This is a genomic window from Paraburkholderia nodosa (genome assembly GCF_001718195.1).
Taxonomy (GTDB): domain Bacteria; phylum Pseudomonadota; class Gammaproteobacteria; order Burkholderiales; family Burkholderiaceae; genus Paraburkholderia; species Paraburkholderia nodosa_A.
Genome location: NZ_MCNV01000059.1, coordinates 1 through 10,795 on the forward strand (window position 1 = coordinate 1; position 10,795 = coordinate 10,795).

The 10,795-nt window shown below is 61.9% G+C and carries 7 protein-coding genes and 5 pseudogenes; 7 read left to right on the forward strand and 5 right to left on the reverse strand.

Annotated elements, in window-relative coordinates; translation table 11 throughout:
• A pseudogene (locus BFD71_RS42665) lies at nt 1–162 on the reverse strand (IS110 family transposase); the annotation flags it as partial.
• Nucleotides 163–367: 205 nt separating this feature from the next.
• Between BFD71_RS42665 and BFD71_RS38420 the strand changes: the two are divergent.
• Nucleotides 368–1,015, forward strand: a pseudogene (locus tag BFD71_RS38420) (IS5 family transposase); the annotation flags it as partial.
• 600 nt (nt 1,016–1,615) lie between these two features.
• Here BFD71_RS38420 and BFD71_RS40140 read toward each other — a convergent pair.
• Nucleotides 1,616–2,076, reverse strand: a pseudogene (locus BFD71_RS40140) (IS630 family transposase); the annotation flags it as partial.
• Between the two features lie 89 nt (nt 2,077–2,165).
• Between BFD71_RS40140 and BFD71_RS42670 the strand changes: the two are divergent.
• From BFD71_RS42670 to BFD71_RS40150, 3 genes and pseudogenes are all read left to right on the forward strand, one after another.
• Nucleotides 2,166–3,701, forward strand: coding sequence for an insulinase family protein (locus tag BFD71_RS42670; RefSeq protein WP_069269388.1), 1,536 nt, complete (start codon nt 2,166–2,168; stop codon nt 3,699–3,701).
• Nucleotides 3,583–5,028 (forward strand): insulinase family protein, encoded by a 1,446-nt coding sequence (locus BFD71_RS42675; RefSeq protein WP_256095115.1) that lies wholly within the window; start codon nt 3,583–3,585, stop codon nt 5,026–5,028. Before BFD71_RS42670 ends, BFD71_RS42675 begins: the two co-directional genes overlap by 119 nt.
• Nucleotides 5,029–5,111: 83 nt before the next feature.
• Nucleotides 5,112–5,711, forward strand: a pseudogene (locus BFD71_RS40150) (transposase); the annotation flags it as partial.
• Nucleotides 5,712–5,866: 155 nt separating this feature from the next.
• Here the strand turns inward: BFD71_RS40150 and BFD71_RS38435 are convergent.
• The 3 genes and pseudogenes from BFD71_RS38435 to BFD71_RS38445 form a co-directional block, all read right to left on the reverse strand.
• Nucleotides 5,867–6,082, reverse strand: a complete 216-nt coding sequence (locus tag BFD71_RS38435; RefSeq protein ID WP_069269390.1) for a hypothetical protein — start codon at nt 6,080–6,082, stop codon at nt 5,867–5,869.
• A gap of 1 nt (nt 6,083) precedes the next feature.
• On the reverse strand, nt 6,084–6,941 hold the full coding sequence (locus BFD71_RS38440) for an ExeA family protein (protein ID WP_069269391.1): 858 nt from the start codon (nt 6,939–6,941) through the stop codon (nt 6,084–6,086).
• Nucleotides 6,938–7,687, reverse strand: a pseudogene (locus tag BFD71_RS38445) (IS481 family transposase); the annotation flags it as partial. The pseudogene BFD71_RS38445 and the gene BFD71_RS38440, both read right to left, overlap by 4 nt.
• An 86-nt stretch (nt 7,688–7,773) precedes the next feature.
• On the opposite strand from BFD71_RS38445, the gene tnpA reads away from it, so the two are divergent.
• The 3 genes from tnpA to tnpC all read left to right on the forward strand — a co-directional run bounded on the left by tnpA (nt 7,774) and on the right by tnpC (nt 10,346).
• Entirely contained in the window at nt 7,774–8,253 is a 480-nt protein-coding gene (gene tnpA / locus BFD71_RS38450; RefSeq protein WP_069269392.1) for an IS66-like element accessory protein TnpA, read from the forward strand.
• On the forward strand, nt 8,253–8,606 hold the full coding sequence (tnpB, locus tag BFD71_RS38455; protein ID WP_069269393.1) for an IS66 family insertion sequence element accessory protein TnpB: 354 nt from the start codon (nt 8,253–8,255) through the stop codon (nt 8,604–8,606). The genes tnpA and tnpB overlap by 1 nt, the downstream gene beginning before the upstream one ends.
• A gap of 99 nt (nt 8,607–8,705) precedes the next feature.
• Complete coding sequence (tnpC, locus tag BFD71_RS38460; RefSeq protein WP_069269394.1) at nt 8,706–10,346, forward strand: IS66 family transposase; 1,641 nt, start codon at nt 8,706–8,708, stop codon at nt 10,344–10,346.
• Nucleotides 10,347–10,795: the final 449 nt, after the last annotated feature.

The following is a 10,795-nucleotide window of genomic DNA, read 5'->3' on the forward strand; positions in this document are numbered from 1 at the left end:
CGATGCTTTTGACTGCATGCGCTTGCACAAGCGATCGATATCATTGGCTCGAGGCGCAATCTTGCCGAGGGCCTCTACTTCGCCAAACCCGACAGAATACGCGACCACGATCGAATCCTTGTGAACATCCAGGCCGACAAACACCGTGCTATCGTTATTCACGCTGACCTCCGTGCCGGAAACAGGCTGTTGAGTATTGGCTTAGACCATACTCTTGCGGCTCTGGCATTCGTGCTAACCCGCGTTTCACCTCCGCGCGGCGGTCAGCCTCGTGCGCAGCGAAAGTCATACTGTCTATGTGGGGGGCCGCGGAAGTAAGCCCGACTGGAGTAAAACGGAGCTTGCACACATCGTTTTCTCCGAAGGAGCACGCAAATGGATGGCGCGAGCCGGTGCCTCGTGGCGTATGCTGCCGACCAACTTCGCGCCGTCGGAACTGGTCTATCAGCAAACACAAACGTTGGCTGAACGCGGGTTGTTTCGATGGGATGGTCAGCGAATTGCGTTCGGTGCTGCGTATCGCCCAGGAGCGCCGGGGGCAACCCAGCGCGGTTATCCTGGATGGACGCACGTTGCAGTCCACGTGCGAAAGCGGCCCGCGTGCGGGCTACGATGGCTATAACCGCAAGCGTGGCAGCAAGGTACACATGGCGCTCGATACGCTGGGCAATCTGCTGGCTGTGCACATTACGCCGGCCAACGAGCAGGGGCGAGCGCAGGTCGCCGAGCTTGCCCGCCAGGTTCAGGAGGTATCGGGTCAAACAGTGAAGGTGGCATTCGCGGACCAAGACCATACAGGTGAGGACGCGACGCAGGCCGCGCGTGATGAAGGCATTGAACGGCAGGCCATCAAGCTGCCGGAGGCGAAAAAAGGCTTTGTCCTCCTGCCGCGTCGCTGGGTGGTCGAGCCAGCTTTGGCTGCTTGAATCGCTTCCGGCGGCTCGCACGAGATTACGAGCGACTTCCGCAGACGCTTGCAGGGCTTCATTTCGTCGTTTTCGCAATGTTGATGCTCGTTCAACGCTTCCCAGCGCGACGCAGTAGGGCGCGGGATCTCCCGGTTCCCATGCAAGGTGTTTCCGCACGTGCTCAGGGTCTCCGACCGCGCGGGGTCCGGGATTGCCTTGCCAATACGGCAATCCCGGTGTGGCTTTCGGCAAGCGTCCAGCGCCTCGGCACCCCGATCAGCCCGCACCTTTCGGAACGGGGAATGGATTTCGCAGCTCGATACCTGGCCGATGCGTACCTCTGCCAACGCTTCGCCTACGCCCTTACGGACGCACACGCATGACTCGAGGCCGTTGTGGTTGGCTAGACCTTCAACGTATGACTCTTTCATTCACAACACCTTGCCGGGTTTGACCGGCGCACGGACGCGTTCATTTCATTGCTCACGCCCAATGCGGCTTCGAACAGCTTGCTGTGCACGACCTGCCCTCGTCGTGTTTATGCAGAAGTCGGGACGATACCCCCCACTGGAAATTCAACAGAGGCAAAATTGAGTCCATTCATCTACGGCTGTAACGGCGACCTTGAGGTAGGTCAAACATTGGTCAACACGGGTAGGAGGCCATGAACAACGAAATTGGAGCGTGTGCGAAACTAAACATTAACGAATGTCGCGAAAATACGTCGGCGTGAAGTGCATGTGGTAGCGTATGCTTGGCCAGCCACACCCTGACCTTCGGATGCTTGTGCGTCGCATCGTTGTCGACGATCAGATGCACATCGAGATTGTGCGGGCACCGCCTGATCCGCATGCCTGAGAAACGCGAGGAATTCCTGATGACGGTGGCGCGGCTTACATTGCGCAATGACTTCACCCGTTGCCGTATTGAGGGCGGCGAACAGCGGGTAGCGCCCTGCCGGACGTAGTCATGCGTCACTCCCTCAAGATAGCCCCCGCCCCATCGGCAACATCGGCTGCGTCCGCTCTAGCGCCTGGCACTGGCTCTTTTCGTCGACGCACAGCACCAAAGCATTGGTCGGTGGGCTCAGGTACAGCCCGACAATATCGCGCACCTTCTCTACGAAGTAGGGATCATTAGACAGCTTGAAACTCTTTGACCAATGAGGGGCGTTGCATAAGTGGAACGTAAGGACAGGCCACGCGCCGCTGCGCTTAGCCGTACCTCATCGATCAGCCAACCCGACACTGAATCACAATGACCTCCTTCGAACACATCTCCAGTCACCCCATCCCGGATCTGCGCGCGCAGCTCGAGCAATACCTAGACCCCGCATCCGGAGCACGTCATGTACATTTGGCCAGCGACCAGGACGAGTTCGCTTTCCTGGTGGGCTTTCCGACGGTTCCGCAAGCTAGCGACGGGCGTGCCCATATCCTCGAGCATCTTGCACTGTGCGGCTCGGAGCGTTTCCCGGTGGCGGACCCGTTTTTCGCAATGCTGCGGCGCTCAACGGCGACTTTCATGAATGCGATGACGTACCCCGACCGCACGGTCTATCCGTTCGCGAGTACCGATCGCACCGACTTCTTCAATCTGCTCGACGTCTATCTTGACGCGACCTTCTTCCCCAAGCTGGATTACCTTAGCTTCCGTCAGGAGGGCTGGCGCCATTCCTTCAAGGACGATCGCCTGGTCCGTCAAGGTGTAGTGCTCAACGAGATGAAGGGCGCGTTTGGCGATCCGCTGAGCATCCTGTACTCCGGCCTCAACAAGGCTCTGTTCCCCGGAACGTCCTACGCCGAGAACTACGGCGGCGACCCGCTCGTCATCCCGGAGCTTTCACACGAAATGCTGCTGGAGTTCCACGCCAGCCACTACCACCCTTCGCAGGCGATGTTCATGAGCGCTGGTCGAATCGAGGCAAAGGAGATTCAGGCCAAGCTCGTTGAGCGCGTGCTCTCGCGCCGCACGGGACGGTGCCCGGCGCGTCGGCCAGAGCTGGCTGCTGACTGGATAGCACCGCGCCGCGTTCAGGTCAGAGTACCGTCGGCTCAAGCGCGCCCTGACGAACATGGCCTGCAGCTCAGCTGGCGCTTCGGTGAATCCACCGACCCGCTAGCCACTGCACGACTTCGGCTACTGAGCCACGGCTTGCTTGGCGACGCCTCCGCGCCGGTGATGAAGGCGATGCAGTCGGCAGGCTTCGGCCGACCAAGCCAGATGAATTTCGTCGACAGCGGCCTGCGCCAGCTTGTGCTGCATATTGGCATGGAAGGATTGACCGAGACACAGGTGGAGCGAGCAAAGAGCTGTATCGAGCACGCCCTCGAGGACGCCGCAACTGACGGCGTTCCGGTGGATGTCCTCAAAACCGCACTGCGCGACATGCGTTTTGCAAAGCGCGAGATTCAGGGGGACACCATCCCAGACGCACTGCGCCGGTTGCTTGACGCCGTACCCTTGCTGATGAACGGAGGCGATGTCGCAACGGCATTCGATATCGAACCCGTGCTTCAGCAACTCGGGAAAGAGATTGAGGACCCGGCCTTCTTCAAGCATGCCGTCCGTGAGCTGATCAATCACCCGAATCTTCTGGCCACGCACGTGATTGCAGATGCCGACTCTGCGCGAGGCGCAGGAAGCCAAGGCGCTCGCGCTGAAGGAGCGCGAGCTGAACGACGACGAGCGTCGCCAGATCGGCGCCGAGGAGGCCGCTCTGGCCGAACACCGCAAGGCTCGAAGCAACATCGATGTACTGCCTTGCGTTCAGCCGAGCGAACTCAGGCGTGAGCCCATCGCGTTGCCAGAGATTCAACATCAGCACAGCTCGATTAGCGTCGTCGGTGGCGCCACCAACGGCATCACCTATGCGACCACGCTTTTCGATCTGAGCACGGCCCCGAAGGACGATTGGCCCTGGCTATCCCTGTACGCCGACATCGTGCCGGACCTCGGGACTGGTAGTTTGGGATTTGAAGAAGCGGGCCGATGGCGCCAGCGTCAGGTGTCCTCGTTCTCAATGACGCTGGACACCTTGGTGGAGGCCGGTTGCACGAGCCTGACGCCGCAACTGAACGTTCATGCCTCCGCGCTGACTGAGGACGAAGCCGGAATCCCCTCCGCCATCGCGGCGTGGACCTTGGTGCCGCGATTCGATGAACTCGACCGCATCTCGTTTTTGACCAAAGCGCGCGTCGCGCGTAAAGTCAACGGCTTAGCAGCGGCGGCCGGCCAGTACGCTTCTCTGGCCGCGGCCGCGCCCTACTCGATTCGTCGGCAATTTGCCCACCGCGTGCACGGCCTAGCCTCTCTGCCATTCGTCGCCGCGCTAGGCAAGATGCTGGAGTCGCCGGAGGGCGTTCAAGCTATCGCCGACCACCTGAAGCGCATTCACCAGCTGTTGCTGGAGGTGCCCAATCGCGTCATTTGGGTTGGCCTGAACGGATCGTCGCTCGAGGCCTCGAAGGCATTGGACCTGCGCCCCTCTCGGGCTGGCAGGCTGGGTGCATCTGACGCGATCTCGCGTGCTCATGAAGTCGCCAACGTGGCCTTGCGTGTGGCAAGCCAGGTGAACCATTGCCACATTGCATGGGCCGCGCCTAGTGTCGAGCATCCCGATGCTGCGCCGCTCGCTGTTGCCGCCGAGCTCCTGACCCATCTTGCGCTGCACCGCAAGCTGCGCGAAGAGGGGGGAGCCTACGGCGGCTGGGCCAGCTATAGCGCGGAGGATGGCCTTTTTACGATGAGTTCGTTTCGCGATCCCCGGCTAGCGGGCACCTACGCGGATTTCGCGGGCTCGGTGCGCGAGATCCAGGACGCATACTTTAGCCAACAGACCCTCGAAGAAGCCATCATCTCAGTCATCAAGCGACTCGACAAACCTCTGGCACCATATACTCTCGCCAGTGCAGCCGATCGTTCGGAGCGTCGCGGTGTGACGAAGGAGATGCGCCGAGCCTTCCGCCAACAAGTGCTCGCTTGCACTTTGATGCAAGTCAAGGAGGCGCTCGCTCGCTGGCTACCGCCGCAAGCGGCTAGCCGTGCCGCCGCTGTGGGAAATGCAAACCAGGATCTCTGCGGAATGGCTGTGATCGAGGTAGCTGACCTTGTGAATTGATTCAAGTGATTGCGGGTTTGACCGTGCCTCGATTTCGCGTACAGCAGGAATTTTGTTAATTTCCTACTGTACGGAGGGGTTGCATGTCAGAAAGGTCAGTGCCGAAACGACAACACACAGACGAATTCATGATCGAGGCCGTCAGGCTTGCCGAATCAGTCGGGCAGCACGAGGCTGCACGAAGGCTTGGGGTGCCAGTGGCGACGCTAGGGAACTGGATGCGGCGTGGCTGCCGATTCGAGGGCGTTGGCCCGGCGAGTGGTCGCGAAGCGGTCACGGCACGAACAACTCGCCCGATCAGTGCGCTGGAAGCGGAGAACAGCCGGTTGCGCAAGGAATTGGCCAGTGCGAAGCTGGACATCGAAATCTCTCAAAAGCGACGGCGTACTTCGCGAAAGGGTCGCGGTGAAGTACGCATGGATCGATTCCCACCGCGACCAGTACCGCGTCAGCCGCCCGTGCCGAATGCTTGATGTATCGCGCAGCGGCTATTGCCAGTGGCGTCGCCGCGGATCGAGCAGGCGCGCTCAGGCCAATGCAGCGCTGGACGCCGCGGTCGCCACCATCTACCCGGCGAGTCGCGGCAGCTGCCGTCGTCCTCGTATCGTGCGGCAGTTGCGTGCCCAGGGCCAGCCGGCGCGCGCGGAGCGCGTACGTCGCGCAGCCTGCAACGCCAAGGGCTGACCTGCTGGCATAGCCGCCGCCGTGTCAGCCTACGAACAACAAACTGCGCAGAACCAGTGAGCGTAAGCACGTAAATCGATGGGGCAATGGGCAAGCTAAATGTGATGTCCAAGGGACGAAGTAAAACGGGGGCGATGAAGCCCCCGTTGTTGTTTCAGAACGGCTCGTCGACGACCTGATGCGGCGGTTGCGTCGGACCGCGGTACCAAGGCTTGCGGTAGCGCCGGATCTGGGTAGCGTAGGCGCGGCTGAACCAGAGATAGAAGTCTTCGATGAAGAACTGCATCATGTAGGCGGCCTCGTCGGAGAGTTCGGGCAACGGCAGGCGTCGGGCCGCATCGGGTTTGTGAGGTGATGTTTTACGGGACATGTCATCTTGCTCCATTGGGTTGACGTGCGGGCGTTCGGCGCGAGGATGGCGGTGACGGGGCAAAGACCTCGAAGTACAGCTTCTCGTCGAGTTCGGTCAATTCCCGCTGCGCGGCGGTGGCGAGCAGATCGTTGGCAGGCGTGGTGAGCACGCGGTAGTTGCCCAGCGCGTGTTCGCACAGTGTGTGGCGCAGCGGCGGCGTCATCAGCTGTGGGGCGCCAGCGCTCGCGAGCAGATGATCGAGGCAGGCCAGCAGGTCATCCACCGTGGCCTTCTCGGTCGCCAGGCGAGATCGGATGCGGCTGCCCAGCGGCAGCAGTTCGTCGCGCCGCAGCTTGTCGGTCAAGCGCGTATCGCCGGCGATCACCACGCACAGCAGCGGCTGCGAATCGAAGCGAGCGCTGGCCATGAGCCTCAGTTCGTTGAGTACGCCCGCGCTCATCTCCTGGGCCTCGTCAATCAACAGGATCGGACGTCGGCGCGTGCTCTGCAGATGTGATAGCCACCGCTCGCGCAGCGACCGGAATCCGCCCCAGCGGTTGTGTGCCTTGAACTCCAGATTGAAGATGTCGCCCATCTCGCGATAGAAGTCGGCGAGACTGCTTTGCGGGTGATCGATCGAGACGACCATCAGCTCGGTGAGCCGCTCGAGCTTCTCGGCCAGCACGCGCATGATGACGCTCTTACCGGTGCCGGGCTCGCCGTGGATCATCGCGAAGCCGCCTTCGCGCACGAGCGCGTTCTCGATGCGCCAGCAGAAGTTCTCGACGCGGGGCGGCACGTACAGCGCTTCGAGCGGCGGCTCCGGCGAGAACGGGTTCCACTTCAGGCCGTAGAGGGCTTGCAGGCGTTGGCTCATGCGCCCTCCTGCCAGTCAGCGGGAATCCAGGCCGGCGGCAGCCCGGTTGCCGCATGTTCGGCCAGCATCTGGCGCAGCAGCGGTGCGATGCCGGGCGCAGTGGCCGGTGGCAGCTCGACAATGACGGCATCAATGCGACGGCGCTGGCCGTCGGCATTGGCGACCTTGTCCAATGGTCACAGCGGGCACAGCACGACGTCGCTGTTGGCGTCGATGAGATCGACGCGACTCAGGTCCCAGCCCGCGTAACGCAGGCGTACGCGCTGCAGGTGCCGGTAAGCCAAGGGGATCTCAAAGCGCGTGCCGGCCAGGCTCACGGTGCCGTCCGAACGCCGCTGGGTTCGTGTCACGTCAATGCGAAACGCGGCCCGTAGTGCATCGCTGGAGGGACACTCGCGCCGCACGTCGGGACCGGCCAGGTAGCGCTTGAGCGGCGTGCCGCCGATCTCGGAATGATGCGCGTGATGGTACTCGCGCTCGATCCAGGCGTGGATGGCCTGGTTGAGCAGTTCGAGCGTGAGATTGGTCTCGCCTTCGAGCATGGCCATCACGCGCCCCTCGATACGCGCCCAGAACGTCTCCTGCTTCGCGTTCTGATACGGAGAATATGGCAGCGTCGTCTGATGCAGCACGCCGAGCGCGAGCAGCCCGGCAGTCGTCTCCTCGGCAGCATTGCCGCACCGTTGTCGGTCATCAGCGCGCGGCAGCCCACGGCGCTGGAACGCCTGGGCGAGTCCGTGGATCAGGCGTAAGCGGCAGTTTCTCCCCACATAGATCCTGAGCTGAAAACAGCGCAGGATGTGTCCACGGTTTTTTAATGGACACACCCTTCATGGACGAGAACTGCGTAGATTTTTTGCCCTTGCGTGCGACCAACGTTGGTGTCGAAGGAAAGCGGACTTTCGACAAGCGTGACAAACAGAGGCTGATTCAAGCCTGCCTGAAACCGGGCGTGTCGATCGCGGGTATGGCGCTGAAGGCGGGCGTGAACGCCAACCAGTTGCGCCGCTGGATCAAGAATTACGAGGCGCGTCTGAAGGGCGCCACCGCCCCGTGTGACTCGAAGGCTTTGCCCACGGCATTTGTACCGGTGGTGGCGATCAGCGATAACAGCTGGGCGGCTTCGCCGATGCCGCCGCAGCCGGAACCTGATACACCGGCGGCGCCGATGCGGGTGCAAGCGCCACAGCGACCACCGCTGCCCTCGCGCCTGGTGGCGCAGCTGCCCAACGGGGTGAGCCTTGAACTCGAGTGCACCGGGCAGGATTGCGTGCTGCTCAAGACGATGATTGACGCGTTGAGGGGGAGCTGATGTTCCGCTTCGACGACGACCTGAAGGTGTACCTGTACCGCGAGCCAATTGACTTCCGCGCCGGCATCAATACCCTTGCTGCCCTGGTCACGGAGTCGATGCAGCTGGACCCGCTCGCCCGCGCCGTGTATGCGTTCCACAACCGCAAACGCGATCGCGTCAAGCTCCTGCTGTACGAGCGCACCGGTTTCTGGCTAATGTTGCGCCGGCTTGAGGAGGACCATTTCGTGTGGCCGAGGCGGCATCAGGAGGTGATCGAGCTGACAACGCAGCAGCTTCACTGGTTGCTCGACGGCATCGACATTGACGCACTTCGCCGCCACCCTGCGCGTCGTTACCAGCACGCCAGCTAGGCCGCCCGGCAAGGCACGTCGCGCGTAAACAACGGCGGCTGTGCCTTTTACAAATTGACGTAAACCTACGGCGCGCCGCGCTCCGCTATCCTGGAGCGCATGAATCCTCCTGATCTCAAGCACGTACCCAGGGTCGTCAAGGGCTATATCCGCGATCTCGAAGAGCGCGCGACACAGGATATTGCCCAGCGCGACGCACAGATCGAGGAGCTGAACCGGCGCATCGAGCAGCTCGAGGAACAGGTCCGCCTGCTGCAGGCAGAGCGCTTCGCACCGAAGAGCGAGAAACGCAAGGATCGAGTGTTCGACGAGGCCGAGCAGATCGCCCAGACCGAACCCTCCGAAGAGGAGGATGAGGGCGCACAGCCAGCGCTGCCCGACACCGGCCTGCCCAAAAACAGTGAGCCCGAACGGCGCAAGGGCGGCCGCAAGCCTCTGCCGGCATACCTGAAGCGTGAACCTGTCGAATACGACCTGCCCGAAGACCAGAGGGCATGCATGGACTGCGGCAACCCGATGCATCGCATCGGCGAGGACATCAGCGAACAGTTGCACGTCGAGGTCAGGTGGACGGTCCGACAGAACATACGTTCCAAATGGGCGTGCCGGCACTGTGAGTGTCATGCCGAACATACCCGGATCGTGCTTGCGCCGATGCAGCCGATTCCGGGCAGCCATGCAGATGCGTCGGTGATCGCGACGGTCACGACCGCAAAGTACGTCGACGGCATGCCGTTGTATCGGATGCAGGACGCGCTCGCACGCTGGCAGATTCCGGTGAGTCGCGGCACGCTCGCTCACTGGATCATCCGCCCCAGCGAACTGCACTACCGCCGCCTGTACGACGCGCTGCACAAGACGTTGCTGTCGCAGCCGTTGATCCACGGTGACGAAACGACGGTTCAGGTGCTCAAGGAGCCCGGAAGGTCCGCGCAGAGCAAAAGCTATGCATGGGTGTACCGCAGCGCCGAAGGCTGCGCCGAGCCCGTTGTGCTGTTCGAGTACCAGCCGGGGCGCGGCCAGGAACATCCGAAGAAGTTTCTCGGCGACTACAGCGGCATGCTGATGAGCGACGGCTACAGCGCCTGGCGCACGCTCAAAAAGGCCACGCACTTCGGATGCGTCGCGCACGCCCGGAGGCTGTTCGTCAAGGCGGACAAGGCGGCCGAGAAAAAAGCGGACTCCGGCAAACAGAAGACACCTAACGCTCGCGTGGCGAAAGCGCTCGAATACTTCCAGGCCCTGTACCGAGTCGAAGCGCTCGCCAAGGGCGAGCTGCCTGATGGCCAGACCCGCCCTGATTACACATACGGCCTGCGGCAAAAGCATAGCGTGCCGGTGCTCGAGGCCTTCAAGGCGTGGCTTGATGAGCTGGCACCCAAGGTACTGCCCCAGAGTTTGCTCGGCAAGGCAATCGCCTATACACGCAACCAGTGGAAATATCTGAGCCGCTACGTCACCGATGGTTGCGCCCCCATCGATAACAACGTTTGCGAACGAGACATCAGGCCGTTTGCCACTTCGAGGAAGTCATGGCTGTTCAGCGACACAGTTGACGGCGCAAAAGCGAGCGCGACAGTGTACAGCCTGATGTTGACGTGCAGGGCCTGCGGCGTCGAGCCGTACGACTACCTGCTACACGTACTCTCCGAATTGCCGCAGCGTGCGCCGGACGCAGACGTAACCGACCTTCTGCCGTTCAATTACGCCCGGCAGCAGGAAAAGGAAGAGACCGGCTGACGAACTGAATGCGCGTCGGCGTGCTGGCCCACGTGTAGGGCTCATCACCTCGACGCGGACATTGCCGGTTGCCCCCGACCATCGCGATACGGCTACGCTCGCCTGTCGGTCGCAAACGATTCTTTATTCGGTGCGCTGAAATCACCGCTTACGATCGGGATGGCCACGCAGATGCTCTGCAAGCGCGTCGCCGTGAAGACAGAGGCCCAGCAGGCCGTGCTGGCACTACACCGGTTGCGGCAACGCCGCAGCGTGTGCCGGACGCAGATGTAACCGACCTTCTGCCGTTCAATTACGCCCGGCAACAAAAGGAAAAGGAAGAGACCGGCTGACGAACTGAATGCGCGTCGGCATGCTGGCTCACGCGCAGGCTCATCACCTCGACGCGGATATCGCCGGTTGACCCCGACCATCGCGGTACGGCTGCGCTTGCTCGTCTGTCGCAAACG

What these genes read in the sequence shown, in the direction of transcription:
- BFD71_RS38440 (WP_069269391.1), bottom strand. Translation starts at nt 6,941, where the DNA reads ATGAGCCAACGCCTGCAAGCCCTCTACGGCCTGAAGTGGAACCCGTTC.
- tnpB (WP_069269393.1), top strand. Translation starts at nt 8,253, where the DNA reads ATGTTCCGCTTCGACGACGACCTGAAGGTGTACCTGTACCGCGAGCCA.
- tnpA (WP_069269392.1), top strand. Translation starts at nt 7,774, where the DNA reads ATGGACGAGAACTGCGTAGATTTTTTGCCCTTGCGTGCGACCAACGTT.
- BFD71_RS42670 (WP_069269388.1), top strand. Translation starts at nt 2,166, where the DNA reads ATGACCTCCTTCGAACACATCTCCAGTCACCCCATCCCGGATCTGCGC.
- tnpC (WP_069269394.1), top strand. Translation starts at nt 8,706, where the DNA reads ATGAATCCTCCTGATCTCAAGCACGTACCCAGGGTCGTCAAGGGCTAT.
- BFD71_RS38435 (WP_069269390.1), bottom strand. Translation starts at nt 6,082, where the DNA reads ATGTCCCGTAAAACATCACCTCACAAACCCGATGCGGCCCGACGCCTG.